The organism is Bradyrhizobium sp. 76 (assembly GCF_023073025.1).
Taxonomy (GTDB): Bacteria; Pseudomonadota; Alphaproteobacteria; order Rhizobiales; family Xanthobacteraceae; genus Bradyrhizobium.
In genome coordinates, this window is sequence record NZ_JADPIS010000149.1 from 35971 (window position 1) to 52374 (window position 16404).

Below are 16404 nucleotides of genomic sequence, written 5' to 3' on the forward strand. Positions count from 1 at the left end.
ACGGCGCCCTTCGGGGGAGCAGCGCAACGTTTGCTTCCCCTGTCTACCTTCCGGTGGAATACGCCCCCCTCCGTCGGAAGGCCTAGGGCGGTGAAGTCCCCCCAGCTTCACCGCCCGCCTTTTTCTCCATGCCAGAGTCTCTCACTCGGCTTGCATGCGATTGCCGCTCGCGCCATGTTTAGAGAAGGTTCACTCCCTTGACCGTTGCCGAACGCACGATGCGCCTCCTCATCATCGAAGACGACCGCGAATCCGCCGACTACCTCGTGAAGGCATTTCGCGAGGTCGGGCACATTGCCGACCACGCCGGTGACGGCGAGGAAGGCCTCGCCATGGCCGAGAACGGCGACTACGACGTGTTGGTGGTCGACCGCATGCTGCCCAAGCGCGACGGCCTGTCGGTGATCGGCGCGCTTCGCGACAAGGATGATTCGACGCCGGTGCTGATTCTCTCCGCGCTCGGCCAGGTCGACGACCGCATCAAGGGCCTGCGCGCCGGCGGCGACGACTATCTGCCGAAACCCTATTCCTTCGCCGAGCTGTTGGCCCGGGTCGAGGTGCTGTCGCGCCGCCGCGGCGGTCCGGCCGAGGACACGCTGTACCGGGTCGGCGATCTCGAGCTCGACCGGCTCTCCCACCGCGTCGCACGCGGCAAGGACGAGCTGACGCTGCAGCCGCGCGAATTCCGCCTGCTCGAATATTTGATGAAGCATGCGGGCCAGGTGGTGACCCGCACCATGCTGCTGGAGAACGTCTGGGACTATCATTTCGATCCGCAGACCAACGTGATCGACGTGCACATTTCACGGTTGCGTTCCAAGATCGACAAGGGTTTTGAGCGGCCGCTGCTGCACACGATCCGCGGCGCGGGATACATGATTCGTGACGGCATTCGGTAAACTCGTCCGCACCACGGCATTCCGGCTGACGCTGGTCTATTTGCTGTTGTTCGCGATGTTCGCGGCCTCGCTGCTGGCCTATTTCGCCTGGAATACGCGGCGGCTGATCACCGAGGAAATCACGCAGACGGTCAATGCCGAGACGTCTGAGATTAACGAGATCTACGGCCGCCGCGGCTTGCGCGCTCTCGTGCTCGCGATCGAGTACCGGGCGCTGCGGCCGGGCGCCAACCTCTATCTGGTGACGACGCCGACCGGCCAGTCGATCGCCGGCAATGTCGGCTCGCTCGCGCCCGGCGTGATGGCGACGCGCGGCTGGTCCGAGACCGCCTACCGGCGGATCGAGGATGCCGATGATCGGGACCATCTTGCGCTGGTCCGCGTCACCGAATTGGAAAACGGCTTCCGGCTTCTGATCGGACGCGATCTGGCCGAGCGGCGACGGCTGTTCGGCATCGTGGCGAAAGCCGCGCAATGGTCGATCCTGATCGTCGTGGTGCTCGGCCTTGGCGGCGGTATCTTCGTGGCGCGCAGGGTGCTCAGGCGCATCGACGCGATGAGCGGCACCGCCCATCGCATCATGACGGGCGATCTCAGCGAACGCCTGCCTGTGGGGCGCAGCGGCGACGAGCTCGACCGCCTCGCCGAAAACCTCAACGCGATGCTGGAGCGGATCGAGGCGCTGATGGCGGGGCTGAAGGAGGTCTCCGACAACATCGCCCACGACCTCAAGACGCCGCTGACGCGCCTGCGCAACCGCGCCGAGGAGGCGCTGGCGAAATCCGGCGGCGAGGCCGACTACCGCGCCGCGCTGGAGCGGACCATCGAGGAATCGGACGGGCTGATCCGCACCTTCAACGCGCTGCTGATGATCGCGCGCGCCGAGTCCGGGCAGGCGCGCGGCAACATGGATGATTTCGACGCGGCCGATGTCGCCAACGGCATTCACGAGCTCTACGAGCCACTGGCCGAAGACGATGGCATGACCTTGAAGGTCAGGTGCGAGCCGACCCCGGTCCACGCCAACCGCGAATTGATCAGCCAGGCCCTCGCCAATCTTGTCGAGAATGCGATCAAATACGGCAAGCCGGCCGCGCAGCCGGCGGGAACTGTGGTCAGCATGGAGGGCAGGCAGATCACGATCGAATCGAGGCGCGAGGGCGATCAAGTGCTGCTCAGCGTCACCGATCGCGGTCCCGGCATCCCCGAAGCCGACCGCAAGCATGTGGTGGAACGATTCGTGCGGCTGGAAGCGAGCCGCACGCTGCCTGGATCCGGCCTCGGCCTCAGTCTCGCCTCCGCGGTCGCGACATTGCATGGCGGTGAGTTGAGGTTGGGTGACGCCCAGCCCGGTCTTGTCGCCACGCTGGTGCTGCCGGCGCGCGCGGGGGCTGGCGACAGGGTTGCTCCGCCAATGCAGGATGTGCCACAGAAGGTGGCATGAACCATTCCGCGCCGGGAAACGCGGACAAGCATGGTGAGAGACTTGCCGCGCGCTTTGCGGAGGCTCCCCATATTGCCGCTTCCGTCACCGACCAAGGACGTTTTGAAAGCTGGCTGGCCGAGCTCGAGCCCGCGCAATTCACTCGTCTTGAAGCGCTGCTGGCTCACCGCTTCGCGCGGGACATCCTGGCCGGCATCGCGGAATTCTCGCCTTATCTGTTTGAGCTGCTGCGCGCCGATCCGCAGCGTCTGATCCGGCTGCTGGAATGCGATCCGGATGCGCATCTCGCCACGCTGGTCGCGGAGGCGAACGGCGCGGTGCTCGCGGCATCCGACGAAGCCGAGGTGATGCGGCTGCTGCGCCGCATGAAGGCGGAGGCCGCGCTCCTGATCGCACTGTGCGACATCGGCGGGGTCTGGCCGGTGATGCGGGTGACCGCAGCGCTCACCGATGTCGCAGTGTCCTCGGTGCGGGCGGCGCTTCAATACCTGCTGCGGCAGGAAGCCGCACGCGACAAGCTCTCGCCGCCCAATCCCGAGGCGCCGGAAGAGGGCTGCGGGCTGATCGTGCTTGCGATGGGCAAGATGGGCGCAGGCGAGCTGAACTATTCCAGCGACATTGATCTCATCGTGTTTTTCGATCCCGACAATACGACGCTCGCCGCCGATATCGAACCCCAGCCATTCTTCGTGAGGGTGACGCAGGGGATTGCACGCATTCTCCAGCAGCGCACCTATGACGGTTACGTCTTCCGCGTCGATCTGCGCCTGCGTCCCGATCCATCCTCGACGCAGGTGGCGATTTCGCGCGACGCCGCGCTGAATTATTACGAGCGGGAAGGGCGCACCTGGGAGCGCGCCGCGATGATCAAGGCGCGCGTCTGCGCCGGCGATCCCAGGGCGGGCGAGGCGCTGCTCGCGGAGATCGCGCCCTTCGTCTGGCGCAAGCATCTCGACTTCGCCGCGCTTGCCGACGTTCACGACATGAAGCGGCAGATGCAGACCTATCGCGGCCAGAGCGAGGTCGCAGTCGAAGGCCATAACGTGAAGGTCGGGCGCGGCGGAATCCGCGAGATCGAGTTCTTCGCCCAGACCCAGCAATTGATCGCCGGCGGCCGGCATCCCGAACTGCGCGTGCGGCCGACGCTCGCCGCGCTCGGCGTGCTAGCTTCCAGCAACTGGATCACGGTCGCCGCGCGTGACGAGCTGACCACGGCGTACCAATTCCTGCGCCGGGTCGAGCATCGCCTCCAGATGATAGCCGACGAGCAGACCCACACGCTGCCCGAGGACAAGGAAGCGGTCGAGCGTTTCGCCTGGTTCTTCGGTTATCCGGATCGCGAGGCCTTTGCCCGCGACCTTTTGCGCCAGCTCGAGATCGTCCAGGGCCACTACGAAAAACTGTTCGAGGGCGACGATCCGACCGGCACGGCCAAGCTGCCGGCGCTCGACTACGGTGCGGGTCCCGACGATTCGCGGCTGCTTCAGTATCTGGCCACGCTCGGCTTCAAGAAGCCTGCCGCCGTCGCGCAGACCGTGCGTGACTGGATCACCGGCGAGTACCGCGTGTTCCGCGTTGAGGCGACGCGAAACGCATTCGTCGAATTCGTGCCGGCCCTGATCGACGGTCTCGCTCATGCCGAGGAGCCGGATCGAGCCGTCGTGGCGTTCGACCATTTCCTTGGAGCGCTTCAGCGCGGCGGCCGGCTGATCACGCTGCTCGGCCAGAATCGCGATCTCGTTGCGCTCGTGGCCCTGGTGCTGGGCGCGGCGCCCCGGCTCGGCGAGATGCTGGCGCGGCAGCCGCAGCTCATGGACGGCCTGATCGATCCGCGCTTCTTCGGCGCCATGCCCGACCGGCAGGAATTGTCGGGGCGGCTCGCGACCACCGTGCAGGATGCCGGCTCTTACGAAGAGTTCCTCGACCGCCTGCGCCTGTTCGGGCAGGAGAGCCTGTTCCTGATCGGCACGCGCATTCTCTCCGGCACCGTCTCGGCGCAGCAGGCGAGCACGGCCTTTGCCGACGTCGCCGAGGGCATCGTCCATACCGTGCATGGTCTCGTCGCCGACCGCTTCGCCGCCCAGCATGGCCGGATCGAGGGGCAGGAGAGCGCAATCATCGCGATGGGCCGGCTCGGCAGCCGCGAGATGACCGCGTCATCCGATCTCGACCTGATCCTGCTGTACGATTTCGACAGCGACAATCCGGACTCCGACGGTGCGAAGTCACTGCAAGGTGCGCATTACTTCGCCCGCTTCACCCAGCGCCTGATCAGCGCGTTCACGACGCGCACCAATTACGGGGTGCTTTACGAAATCGACATGCGGCTGCGCCCCTCGGGGCGTGCCGGCCCTGTGGCCTCGAGCCTCGTCTCGTTCGCGGACTACCAGGCCAACGAGGCCTGGACCTGGGAGCACATGGCGCTGACGCGCGCGCGCGTCGTGTCGGCTTCGCCCGAATTCCGGGAGCGGATCGAACACGTCATCCGCGATGTCCTGACCCGTCGCCGCGATCCCGCAATCATCGCCAACGACGTTGCCGACATGCGGCGTGCGATTGCCCAGGAGAAGGGCGAGGCCGATTGCTGGGATCTCAAATATGCAGCCGGCGGCATGGTCGACATCGACTTCATCGCGCAATATCTCCAGCTCGTGCATGCTCACGAGAAACCGGAGATTCTCGACGTCGGCACCACGCAGGTGCTGGACAATGCATGCAGGCTCGGCGTGCTCGCGCAATCGGAGACCGAGATATTGCGTGCCGCGGCGCGGCTCTATCACGACCTGACGCAGATCCTGCGGCTCTGCGTTAGCGACCGGTTCAAGCCGGAAACCGCCGGCACCGACCTCTTGCGCGTGATGGCACGCGCCGGCGACGCGCCGCATTTCTCTTCGCTGGAGGCGCGCGTGAAGGAGACGCAGAGCGAGGTGCGGCGTGTCTTCAGGGCGCTGCTGGAATGGACGTCGTCGGCTTCAGCGAGGTGAGCGCCTCCCGTACATTCGGCTCAAGACCCACGCCGCCGGCATCGAGATGGGCGAAGATCGCGCGCTTCATCCGCGGGTCCCAGAATTTCTTGATGTGGTCGGCGATCCCCGGCACGGCCTTCTCGTGGCCCTGGCTCCGAAAGAACGTGCCGATCTGGTTGGCCATGTAGATCAGGCGGTCAGGCGACATCGGCAACCTCCGTGGCATGACAGGCGACAACCCGGCCGCCATGCGAAAACACTTCGAACCCGTCCTGGCGGGCAATGGCAATCAGCGTGATGCCGGCGGCCTCCGCGGTGCGCACCGCAAGCGCGGTCGGCGCAGAGATGGCGACCATCACCGGCGCGCCGATGGCGGCGGTCTTCTGCACCATCTCGACCGAGACGCGGCTCGTCAGCAGCACGATGCCGCCGCTTGCAGCCGTGCGGCTGCGCGCCAGCGAACCGGCGAGCTTGTCGAGCGCGTTGTGGCGGCCGACATCCTCGCGCAGCGCGACGATACCGCCGGCAGGCGTCCAGAACGCGGCGGCGTGAACGGCGCGGGTTTGCAAATTTATTGATTGCAGCGGTGCGATGGTCTGCATCGCCGCCATCACCTGCTCGGGCGTAAACATCTGTCCCTGCGGCACGACGGCCGCAGGCCGCACAGCTTCGGCAATCGAGTCGATGCCGCAAATGCCGCAACCGGTCGGGCCGGCGATGTGGCGGCGGCGCTCGCTGATTCGCGCAGCATTTTCCGGTGCCAGCCACATGCGCAGCTCGATGCCGTCGTCGAGGCGGACTATTTCGAGCGACTTGACGTCATCGACGGATCTGATGATGCCTTCGTCCAGGCTGAAGCCGACCGCGAAATCTTCGAGGTTCTGCGGCGTCCCCATCATGACGGCGTAGGTGCCGCCATTGTAGGTCAGCGCCAGCGGCGTCTCCTCCGGAATCAGCCGCGCTCCTTCGGACGCGACACCGTTGCGCCAGATCTCGCGGTCGATGGCCTGGACCGGTACGTGCATGCCGCTACTCCGCGGCCTCGGCCGGGGCGATACGGCGGGAATGCCGCGCCTGTGCGTCGTAGGCCTTCTGCCAGTCGGACGGGCCGTTCGACGGCGAGATCTGCACCGCCGTGACCTTGTATTCGGGGCAGTTGGTTGCCCAGTCCGAATAGTCGGTCGTGATGACATTGGCCTGCGTGTCTGGATGGTGGAAGGTGGTGTAGACGACGCCAGGCGCGACGCGATCGGTGATCTCCGCACGTAGCGTGGTCTCGCCGGCGCGGCTCTTCAGCCGCACCCAGTCCCCGTCGCGCACGCCGCGCTGTTCGGCATCGTGCGCATGGATCTCCAGCCGATCCTCGGTATGCCAGACTACGTTCTCGGTGCGCCGGGTTTGCGCGCCGACATTGTACTGGCTGAGGATGCGGCCTGTGGTGAGCAGCAGCGGATAGCGCGGGCCGGTGCGTTCGTCGGTCGCGACATATTCGGTCACGACGAACTTGCCCTTGCCGCGGACGAAGCCGTCGATATGCATCACCGGCGTGCCCTCGGGCGCCTCGTCGTTGCAGGGCCACTGCACCGAGCCGAGCTCGTCGAGCTTGGCATAGGAGACGCCGGCGAAGGTCGGGGTCAGCGCCGCGATCTCGTCCATGATCTCGGAAGGATGGCTGTAGGTCATCTCGAAGCCCATGGCCCTGGCGAGGCCGATGGTGACCTCCCAGTCGGCAAGCCCGTTCTTCGGCGTCATCACCTTGCGGACCCGCTGGATGCGGCGCTCGGCGTTCGTGAAGGTGCCGTCCTTCTCGAGGAAGCTCGAGCCCGGCAGGAACACGTGGGCGTAGTTCGCGGTCTCGTTCAGGAAGAGGTCGTGGACGATGACGCATTCCATCGCCGAGAGTGCTGCCACCACATGCTTGGTGTTGGGATCGGATTGCAGGATGTCCTCGCCCTGCACGTAAATCCCCATGAACGTGCCTTCGACCGCGGCGTCGAACATGTTGGGAATGCGCAGGCCCGGCTCGGGGTTGAGCTTGACGTTCCACAGCGCTTCGAACTGGTCCCGCACGGCGTCGCCCGAGATGTGGCGGTAGCCGGGCAGCTCGTGCGGGAACGAGCCCATGTCGCAGGAGCCCTGCACGTTGTTCTGGCCGCGCAACGGGTTCACGCCGACACCCGGACGGCCGATATTGCCCGTGGCCATCGCAAGGTTGGCGATCGCGATCACGGTGGTCGAACCCTGGCTGTGCTCCGTGACGCCGAGACCGTAATAGATCGCGCCGTTGCCGCCGGTGGCGTAGACGCGCGCTGCTTCGCGCAGATCCTTCGGATCGACGCCGGTGAGGATGGCAGTGGCTTCCGGGCTGTTGTTCGGCTGGGCGACGAACGCCGCCCATTCCTCGAACTCGCTCCAGTCGCAGCGTTCGCGCACGAAGGTTTCGTCGACGAGGCCTTCGGTGACGATCACATGCGCCAGTGCCGTCATCACCGCAACGTTGGTGCCGGGCATCAGCGGCAGGTGCAGCGCCTTCACATGCGGCGATTCCACCATCTCGGTACGGCGCGGATCGATCACGACCAGCTTGGCGCCCTGACGCAGCCGCTTCTTCAGGCGGGAGGCGAACACCGGATGGGCCGAAGCGGGGTTGGCACCGATGATGACGACGACGTCGGTGTCCTCGACCGAGTCGAAATCCTGCGTGCCGGCAGAGGTACCGAACGTGGTCGAGAGGCCATAGCCGGTCGGGGAGTGGCAGACGCGGGCGCAAGTGTCGACATTGTTGTTGCCGAAGCCGGCGCGGATCAGCTTCTGCACCAGATAGGTTTCTTCATTTGTGCAGCGGGACGATGTGATGCCGCCGATGGCGTCGCGGCCGTATTTCTTCTGGATGCCGCGCATCCTGTCGGCGGCAAACGAGAAGGCCTCGTCCCACGACACTTCGCGCCAGGGATCCTCGATCCGCTCGCGGATCATCGGGTTGAGGATGCGTTCCTTGTGGTTGGTGTAGCCCCAGGCGAAGCGGCCCTTGACGCAGGAATGGCCGCGATTGGCCTTGCCGTCCTTGTACGGCACCATGCGGACGACTTCCTCGCCGCGCATCTCGGCCTTGAAGGCGCAGCCGACGCCGCAATAGGCGCAGGTGGTGACGACCGAATGTTCGGGCTGGCCGATCTCGATCACGGATTTCTCGGTCAGCGTCGCTGTCGGGCAGGCCTGCACGCAGGCGCCGCAGGAGACGCATTCGGAGCCGAGGAAGCTCTCGCTCATGCCCGGCGACACGCGGCTGTCGAAGCCGCGGCCGGAGATCGTGAGCGCGAAGGTGCCTTGCACCTCCTCGCAGGCGCGGACGCAGCGCGAGCAGACGATGCACTTGGAGGGATCGTAGGTGAAGTACGGGTTGGACTCGTCCTTTGGCATCCAGGCGGCGTTGATCTCGCCGTGGGATTTCGCGAAGACGTGGTTCTCCCCCTCGTAGCCGTAACGCACGTCGCGAAGGCCCACGGCGCCGGCCATGTCCTGCAACTCGCAATCACCATTGGCACCGCAGGTGAGGCAGTCGAGCGGATGGTCGGAGATGTAGAGTTCCATCACGCCCTTGCGCAGCTTCTTGAGCCGTTCGCTCTGGGTGTGCACGATCAGGCCGGACATGACAGGCGTGGTACAGGACGCCGGCGTGCCGGCGCGGCCTTCGATCTCGACGACGCAAAGGCGGCACGAGCCGAACGCGTCGACCATGTCGGTCGCGCAGAGTTTCGGGATCTGATGGCCGGCGTCCATCGCCGCCCGCATGATCGAGGTGCCCTCGGGCACCGTGACCTGGTTGCCGTCGATGGTCAGCGTCACCATCGTTTCCGATTTCGAGCGCGGCGTACCGAAGTCGATTTCTTCGATCAGAGACATTGTCGTTCTCCTATTCCGCGGCCTGAAGCGTGGTCGGGGCCGGGACGAAATCCTCCCGGAAGTGCCTCAGTGCGCTGAGCACGGGATAGGGCGTGAAGCCGCCGAGCGCGCAGAGCGAGCCGAATTTCATGGTGTTGCAGAGGTCTTCGACGAGTGCGAGGTTTTCGCTCACGCGCTCGCCCTTGATGATCTTCTCGATGGTCTCGACGCCGCGGGTCGAGCCGATCCGGCACGGCGTGCACTTGCCGCAGGATTCGATGGCGCAGAATTCCATGGCGAAACGCGCCTGGTTGCGCATGTCGACGCTGTCGTCGAACACGACGATACCGCCATGGCCGATCAGGCCGTCGCGCGCGGCGAAGGCCTCGTAGTCGAACGGCGTGTCGAACAGCGCGCGAGGGAAGTAGGCGCCCAGGGGGCCTCCGACCTGTACCGCGCGGATCGGGCGTCCCGTGAACGTGCCGCCGCCGATGTCGTCGACGAGCTCGCCGAGCGTCACGCCGAAGGCCGTCTCGAACAGCCCGCCGTGGCGGATGTTGCCGGCGAGCTGGATCGGCATCGTACCGCGCGAGCGACCCATGCCGAAATCGGCATAGGCCTTGGCGCCTTCGGCCAGGATGAAGGGGATGGCGGCGAACGACAGCACGTTGTTGATGACGGTCGGCTTGCCGAACAGGCCGTGATGCGCGGGCAGTGGCGGCTTTGCGCGCACGAGGCCACGACGGCCTTCGAGGCTTTCCAGCAGCGAGGTCTCTTCGCCGCAAACGTAAGCGCCGGCGCCGACGCGCACCTCGAGATCGAAGCTGTGCGTGGAACCACTGATGTTCGCGCCGAGATAGCCGCCGCGCTTCGCAGCTTGGATGGCCGCGTTCATCGCCTCGACCGCGTGCGGATATTCGCTGCGGATGTAGATGTAACCCTTGGTCGCGCCGACGGTAATGCCGGCGGTTGTCATGCCCTCGATGACGAGAAAGGGATCGCCTTCCATGATCATGCGGTCGGCGAAGGTGCCGCTGTCGCCTTCGTCGGCGTTGCAGACGATGAACTTGCGGTCGGCCTTCGCCTGCGCGACGGTCTTCCACTTGATGCCGGTCGGGAAGCCCGCGCCGCCGCGGCCGCGCAGGCCGGACGCCGTAACTTCATTGAGGATGGCTTCCGAGCCGAGCGACAGCGCGCGTTCGAGGCCCTTGTAGCCGCCATGGGCGCGGTAGTCGTCGAGCGAGCGCGGGTCGATCACGCCGCAGCGCGCGAAGGTGAGGCGGGTCTGGCGCTTGAGCCAGGGGATCTCGTCGGTGGCCCCGAGCCGCAGCAGATGCGGCGTGTTGCTCGCGAGCGCGTCGAGCAGGGAGGGCACATCGGTCTCAGTCACAGGGCCGAACGCGATCCGGCCCTGCGGCGTCGCGACCTCGACCAGCGGCTCGAGCCAGTACAGGCCGCGCGAGCCGGTTCTGACGATCTCGACGGCAATGCCACGCTTGGCTGCAACCTGCTCCAGCGCCAGCGCGACCTCGTCGGCGCCGACCGCAAGCGCACCCGCATCGCGAGAGACATATAGACGGATGCTCATCGCTGCGCCTCCGCCACAAGCGCGTCGATGCGCTTCTCGTCGAGCCGGCCGATGAGTCGGCCGTCGAGCATCGCGGATGGCGCGGTCGCGCACAATCCGAGGCAGTAGATCGGCTCCAGCGTGACGCGATCATCGGCCGTGGTGCCGCCCAGCAACACGCCGAGCTTCGCCTCGACACGCGTCGCCAGCGCATCGCCACCCGCCGCCTGACAGGCCTCCGCGCGGCAGAGCTTCAGCACATGGCGGCCGGCCGGCTTGTGGCGGAAGTCATGATAGAACGTGAACACGCCATGCACTTCGGCGCGGGACAAATTGAGCGCCTGCGCCACCATGGGAATGGCTGCCTCCGGCACGTAGCCGAACGCCTCCTGGAGCGCGTGCAGGATCACCAGCGTCGCGCCTTCCTGCTTGCTGTGTTCGTCGATGATCTCGGCGCCGCGCGTTTCGTCCCAAGGCTCAAAAACCACTGTCATTCTTCGTTCTCAACCAGAGCGTCTGCTGATCGCAAACTATTTGGAATCGTTCGAAGATCAATAAAGCTGTCTCATGCTGCGATTGCGGATTCAGATCGATTTGCGACGGCAATCACTCGATTTGAATTTGCGATTGGAGCCGTCCGCCGGGCGGTTTTTGCGTGTTGGGAAGGGGCGGGCATGCTAGCTTGTATGCCACCACACAATCCGAGGGGATGACCGGTTGCTCGACAAGCTTGAACTGCTGCTGGCGCTGGCGAAGGAGCGGCATTTCGGCCGGGCCGCCGAAATGTGCGGCGTGACGCAACCGACGATGTCGACCGGGCTGAAGCAGCTCGAGGAGATCCTCGGCGTGATGCTGGTCCAGCGCGGCTCCCGCTTCCAGGGTTTTACGCCGGAAGGCGAGCGGGCGCTGGATTGGGCGCGCCGGATCGTCGGCGATGCCCGCGCGATGCGTGACGAGATCAACGGGCTGAAGCATCAGCTCTCCGGCGAGATCCGTATTGCCGCGATCCCCACCGTGCTCGGCATGGTCGCTGCGCTGACGACGCCGTTCCGCGCCAGGCACCCCGAGGTGCGCTTCAGTATCCGCTCCACCACCTCGTCCGAGGTGCTGGGGTTGCTCGAGAATCTCGAGGTGGATGCAGGGCTGACCTATATCGAGAACGAGCCGATCGGCAAGGTGCGCACCATCCCGCTCTACAGCGAGAGCTATCGTCTGCTCACCGCGCCGGATGGAATGTTCGGCGATCGCGAGACGGTGACGTGGAAAGAGGTCGGGCAGGTGCCGCTGTGCCTGCTGACGCCCGACATGCAGAACCGCCGCATCATCGACCGTGCGTTACGTTCGGTCGGCGCGGAGGCGACGCCGACCTTGACGTCGAATTCGCTGCTCGTGCTGTTCACGCATGTGAAGACGGGGCGCTGGGCCAGCGTGATGCCGGCCAAGCTCGCCGAGACGCTCGGCCTGTCCGATACGGTGCGCTCGATCCCGATCACCGATCCCGATGTCAATTACAGCATCGGCATGGTGATCCCGCAGCGTGATCCGATGACGCCGCTGATCGCGGCGCTGGTCAACGTCGCGCGGGAAGTCGCGCCGTCGCTGCAATCGTAGGATTCAGGCCGCGGCCGATATTCCTGATGCCGACTTGATCGCGTCGCGGGGCAGGGTGACGCGCACGACGGTGCCGACCTCCAGCTTGGAGCGCAGCCGCATCGAACCGCCATGAAGCTGCGCGAGCGAGCGGGCGATCGCGAGGCCCAGTCCCGAGCCGTGATAGGTCTTGGTGAGCTGGCTCTCGACCTGCTCGAAGGGGCGGCCGAGCCGCGCCAGTGAATGCGGCGCGATGCCGATGCCGGTGTCGGCAATCATCAGCACGATCCTGTCGTCGAGCTGCCGGCTGCGCACCAGGATGCGTCCGCCGTCGGGCGTGAACTTCACGGCGTTGGAGAGCAAATTGACGATGATCTGCTTGGTGGCGCGGCGGTCGGCGACGACGGAGATGGATTTCGCGATGTCGGCGTCGAGCGTCAGGTGCTTGTCCTGCGCGCGGCCGGTGACGACCCGCAGGGATTCCGCCAGAGTCTGCGCCAGGTCGAGCTCTTCCATGTCGAGTTTCATGCGGCCGGCCTCGATCTTGGACATGTCGAGGATGTCGTTGATGACTTCGAGCAGGTAATGCCCGCTGGTCAGGATGTCGTGGCAGTATTCCTGGTACTTCTCCGAGCCGAGCTCGCCGAACATGCCTGAGCCCATGATCTCGGAGAAGCCGATGATCGCGTTCAGCGGCGTGCGCAGCTCGTGGCTCATATTGGCGAGGAATTTCGACTTGGTCTGGTTAGCTTCCTCGGCGCGGGTCTTCTCGCGCTGATATTTCTCGGCGAGATCGGCGAGTTCGCCCGCCTGGCGCTCCAGGGCTGCCTGCGAGCGCTTGAGGTCGATGACGGTGGCGCGCAGGCGTAGATCGTTGTCGACCAGCTTCTGCTCGTGCTCCTTGATGCGGGTGATGTCGGTGCCGACCGAGACGTAGCCGCCGTCCTTGGTGCGGCGCTCGCTGATGTGCAGCCAGCTGCCGTCGTCGAGCTGCGCCTCGAAGGTGCGCGCGCCGGGGCCTTGGCTCGCAGTCTCGTTGTGCCGGGTGCGGACCTCGGGCATGCGGCCGACCTCGAGCACGGTCTCGTAGGAGGTGCCGGGGATGACGGCGCTGTCGGGCAGCTTGTGCAGGCGCTGGAAGTGCGAATTGCAGAGCACCAGGCGGTCGCTGGCGTCCCACAGCACGAAGGCTTCGGGAATGGTCTCGATCGCGTCGCGCAGGCGCAAATCGGCTTCGACAGTTCGCTCGGCGAGGCTCTTCTGCTCGGTGATGTCGACGGCGATCCCGATCAGGTGAACGCTGGAGTCCGTCGCGCCGCTGGTCTTTTCGCAGCGGACGCGCAGCCAGATCCAGTGGCCGTCGACATGCTGCATGCGGAAGGTCTGGTCGATGTGGTCGATCTTCTCGGAGATGAGCTGGTCGGCGATCTCGAACAGGTCGATGTCGTCGGACTTCACCAGCGCGTTGACCTCGCCGAAGGTGAGGAGCTCGTTGCGGCCGTCGAGGCCGAGCATGGAAAACATCGACTGTGACCAGAAGATCCGGCCGCGCGACAGGTCCCAGTCCCACAGCCCGCAGCGGCCGCGGTTGAGCGCGGTGTCGATCCGGCCGCGCACGGCGTCGTTGATCAGGTCGCCCTCGCGGGCACGGGTGGACTGCCAGTGGAAGGCGAAGCCGAGGATCAGGACGACGAAGCCGGTGGTGGCCGACAGCGTGACCGACAGCGCGGCGTCCGAGCCCCAGATCGGCTCGTTGCGCTCCTGGATCACGGTGACGAAGCCGGGCAGCGACTTGATCTGCCGCGAGGTCGCCATCGCGGCGTTGCCATTCGGCAGCGTCATGTCGGAGATGTTGCCGTCGCGCGGCGGCGCCGCCAGCAGTTGCGCCGTCGTGATTGCGTCGAGCAGGCGGTCGTTGCCCGAGGGATCGCTGTCGACCGGGATGCGAGCGAGGATGCGGCGGTCGAGTCCGGCCGAGGTGACGATGACGTGCCGGCCCGAGGCGGTGCCCCAGGATGGAATGAGGTCAGGCAGCAGCGCCGGCAGGCTCTCGATGTTCTTCAGCCGCTCCTGTCGCGCGGAGGTGAGGCGGTCGATGCGCTCGGCGAGCAGGTCGGCGAGCGCCGAGATGTCGTGGCGGATCACCAGACGCTTCTGGCGCGTCTGGTCGACGACCTGCACGAACGCGCCGAGGCAGATCGTGATCAGGAACGCGATGATGAGCGTCGGCACGGCACGGCGCAGCGCAGGCTCCGCGATCAGGAGCCGATGATAGGCAGGTTTCGCGATCGATTGCGCCAATCCTTTGATCGAATCGGATTGGACGCACGCGTTCGCGGCGTCTGCACGCGACATGCCTAAAGCCCCCTGGAACCTGCTTGCAACTTGATTTTGGAAGCAGCCCCACATCGCTTCCGAATCATGGTCGATTTGAATCCAGATTTCGCGGGCTGTCGAGAGTCAACGAATCGTTAACGCGAATTTATTCTTATCCAACGCGCAGTTTGTGCGTCGCGCGTCCGCAAACTTACGTGCGCGGCGAGTCCGAAACGAGAACGTGTGACTCCTCGCACATTCTCTGTCACGCACGTGGCGGTTCGGCGTGACTGATGACGCGCTTCACGCTCGGGAACGCGCGCCGCAACGCGCGCTCGATCGCGTCGACATGCTCGTGCACCCTGATCACGCTCGTCGACGGCTCGGCGCGGCAGTGGAAGTTGACGATTTCGCCGGCGTCGGTGTTGCGGACGCGGACATTGTGGATGTCGTGGATCTCGCCGCCGGCGGCATACTCTGTCAGGGCGGCGGCGATGGCCTGCACCCGTTCCGACGCGGCATCGACCCCGAACGGCAGTTCCGGTTCCAGCGGCTCGATGTGGACGTCGACTTCGACGTCCGCGCCGAACTCTTCCTGGATGTTGCGTTCCAGCGTGTTGGCGACCTCATGGGCGGCGTGGAGCTGCATCCCGGCGTCGACCTCGAGGTCGATGCTGACGATCAGCTTGGCGCGGAGATCGTGCACGGTGACGTGGTGGATGGCGAGGCCCGAATTGTGGGCGATGACCATGATGCGGTCGCGCACGGTCTCGTTGTCGCGCGCCACGGGGACTGCGGTGAAGGTGAGGTCGGTATCGCCGAAGGCCTTCTCGACGGCTGCTTGCGCGTTGCGCTTGATGTCCTCGACCCGGTCGATGGGGTAAGTCCGCGGTACCTTTGCGATCGTGTCGATAAACGTGGTGGCACCGACCATGCGCACACGGAGCCGCTCGATGTCGATCACACCCGGTACGCTGCGGATCGCGGCCGTGGCCGTCTCATGCGCGCCTTCCGGGGCGCGGTCCACCAGCGTCTGCACGGTCGAGCCGGCCATGCGCAGGCCGAGCAGGGCGATCATCACGGCCACCGCGGCGGCGGCAGCCGCGTCGCCCCACCAGAAGCCGAGGCCGGCGAGGATCAGGCCCACGATCACGGCGAACGAGCCCATCACGTCGGAGGCGAAATGCAGCGCATCGGCGGCGAGCGCCTGGCTCCTGGTCTCCCGTGCGGCACGGTGCAGGGCACGGGCGCGCCAGAAATTGACGGCGATGTCGATCACCAGCACGACGAAAGGGACGGCGGAGATCGTCGGCGGCGCAACTCCCTCTCGGAGATGGCTGTAGGACTGGACCAGGATTCCGCCGGCGAGCACGTAGAGCAGGGCGGTCACGCCCAATGCCGAGACACTTTCGAGTTTGCCGTGGCCGTAATGATGCTCCTCGTCCGCCGGCTTGTCGGACACCCGCACCACCGCCCAGGTGATGATGGTGGCGACCAGGTCGATCGAGGAATGCAGCGCCTCGGAAATCAGCGCTAGCGAGCCGATCGCGATCCCGACCGCAAACTTCGCCGCCGCCATGCCGCCACTGGCGAAGATCGAGATCGCTGCGACCGAGGTCTTGTTGTGTTGGGAGCTCATGGCGGGGGATTTAGCAGGCCACGGGTGAACATCAAGCGACGATCCACAGGCGTAGACGCTAGTGAGTTGCAGGAGCGGGATCCGCCGGTTTTGTAGCGTCG

At 65.7% G+C, this 16404-nt stretch carries 11 protein-coding genes; 4 read left to right on the forward strand and 7 right to left on the reverse strand.

Annotated elements, in window-relative coordinates; genetic code table 11:
* Positions 1-218: 218 nt before the first annotated feature.
* The 3 genes from IVB48_RS35665 to IVB48_RS35675 are packed head-to-tail and all read left to right on the forward strand — an operon-like array spanning position 219 to position 5327.
* Positions 219-899 (forward strand): response regulator transcription factor, encoded by a 681-nt coding sequence (locus IVB48_RS35665; protein ID WP_035963061.1) that lies wholly within the window; start codon positions 219-221, stop codon positions 897-899.
* Entirely contained in the window at positions 883-2343 is a 1461-nt protein-coding gene (locus IVB48_RS35670) for an ATP-binding protein (protein WP_027569126.1), read from the forward strand. Before IVB48_RS35665 ends, IVB48_RS35670 begins: the two co-directional genes overlap by 17 nt.
* Positions 2340-5327, forward strand: coding sequence for a bifunctional [glutamine synthetase] adenylyltransferase/[glutamine synthetase]-adenylyl-L-tyrosine phosphorylase (locus tag IVB48_RS35675; protein WP_247407626.1), 2988 nt, complete (start codon positions 2340-2342; stop codon positions 5325-5327). The genes IVB48_RS35670 and IVB48_RS35675 overlap by 4 nt, the downstream gene beginning before the upstream one ends.
* Here the strand turns inward: IVB48_RS35675 and IVB48_RS35680 are convergent.
* From IVB48_RS35680 to IVB48_RS35700, 5 genes are read right to left on the reverse strand one after another with little or no spacing between them, the layout of a single operon-like run.
* Positions 5284-5517, reverse strand: a complete 234-nt coding sequence (locus tag IVB48_RS35680; RefSeq protein ID WP_247407628.1) for a formate dehydrogenase subunit delta — start codon at positions 5515-5517, stop codon at positions 5284-5286. The two genes, IVB48_RS35675 and IVB48_RS35680, sit on opposite strands and share 44 nt — an antisense overlap.
* The gene (fdhD, locus tag IVB48_RS35685) at positions 5507-6334 is read right to left on the reverse strand and encodes a formate dehydrogenase accessory sulfurtransferase FdhD (RefSeq protein WP_247407630.1); all 828 of its coding nucleotides are present in this window, start codon (positions 6332-6334) and stop codon (positions 5507-5509) included. Before fdhD ends, IVB48_RS35680 begins: the two co-directional genes overlap by 11 nt.
* A 4-nt stretch (positions 6335-6338) precedes the next feature.
* Positions 6339-9212 (reverse strand): formate dehydrogenase subunit alpha, encoded by a 2874-nt coding sequence (fdhF, locus tag IVB48_RS35690; protein ID WP_247407632.1) that lies wholly within the window; start codon positions 9210-9212, stop codon positions 6339-6341.
* Between the two features lie 10 nt (positions 9213-9222).
* Entirely contained in the window at positions 9223-10779 is a 1557-nt protein-coding gene (locus tag IVB48_RS35695) for an NADH-quinone oxidoreductase subunit NuoF (protein WP_247407633.1), read from the reverse strand.
* Positions 10776-11252: a formate dehydrogenase subunit gamma gene (locus IVB48_RS35700; protein WP_247407635.1), complete on the reverse strand. Its 477-nt coding sequence runs from the start codon at positions 11250-11252 to the stop codon at positions 10776-10778. The genes IVB48_RS35695 and IVB48_RS35700 overlap by 4 nt, the downstream gene beginning before the upstream one ends.
* Positions 11253-11475: 223 nt before the next feature.
* Here IVB48_RS35700 and IVB48_RS35705 point away from each other — a divergent pair, with 223 nt between their 5' ends.
* On the forward strand, positions 11476-12369 hold the full coding sequence (locus IVB48_RS35705) for a LysR family transcriptional regulator (RefSeq protein ID WP_027569133.1): 894 nt from the start codon (positions 11476-11478) through the stop codon (positions 12367-12369).
* A gap of 3 nt (positions 12370-12372) precedes the next feature.
* Here the strand turns inward: IVB48_RS35705 and IVB48_RS35710 are convergent, their stop codons facing one another.
* A complete protein-coding gene (locus tag IVB48_RS35710; RefSeq protein ID WP_247407637.1) occupies positions 12373-14703 on the reverse strand; it encodes a PAS domain-containing sensor histidine kinase in 2331 nt (776 codons plus the stop codon).
* A gap of 226 nt (positions 14704-14929) precedes the next feature.
* The gene (locus IVB48_RS35715) at positions 14930-16303 is read right to left on the reverse strand and encodes a cation diffusion facilitator family transporter (RefSeq protein WP_247407639.1); all 1374 of its coding nucleotides are present in this window, start codon (positions 16301-16303) and stop codon (positions 14930-14932) included.
* Positions 16304-16404: the final 101 nt, after the last annotated feature.

Bases quoted from the DNA above. Each gene is read 5' to 3' on its own strand.
- IVB48_RS35665 (WP_035963061.1), top strand. From the start codon at position 219: ATGCGCCTCCTCATCATCGAAGACGACCGCGAATCCGCCGACTACCTC.
- IVB48_RS35675 (WP_247407626.1), top strand. From the start codon at position 2,340: ATGAACCATTCCGCGCCGGGAAACGCGGACAAGCATGGTGAGAGACTT.
- IVB48_RS35680 (WP_247407628.1), bottom strand. From the start codon at position 5,517: ATGTCGCCTGACCGCCTGATCTACATGGCCAACCAGATCGGCACGTTC.
- fdhD (WP_247407630.1), bottom strand. From the start codon at position 6,334: ATGCACGTACCGGTCCAGGCCATCGACCGCGAGATCTGGCGCAACGGT.
- fdhF (WP_247407632.1), bottom strand. From the start codon at position 9,212: ATGTCTCTGATCGAAGAAATCGACTTCGGTACGCCGCGCTCGAAATCG.
- IVB48_RS35695 (WP_247407633.1), bottom strand. From the start codon at position 10,779: ATGAGCATCCGTCTATATGTCTCTCGCGATGCGGGTGCGCTTGCGGTC.
- IVB48_RS35700 (WP_247407635.1), bottom strand. From the start codon at position 11,252: ATGACAGTGGTTTTTGAGCCTTGGGACGAAACGCGCGGCGCCGAGATC.
- IVB48_RS35710 (WP_247407637.1), bottom strand. From the start codon at position 14,703: ATGTCGCGTGCAGACGCCGCGAACGCGTGCGTCCAATCCGATTCGATC.
- IVB48_RS35715 (WP_247407639.1), bottom strand. From the start codon at position 16,303: ATGAGCTCCCAACACAACAAGACCTCGGTCGCAGCGATCTCGATCTTC.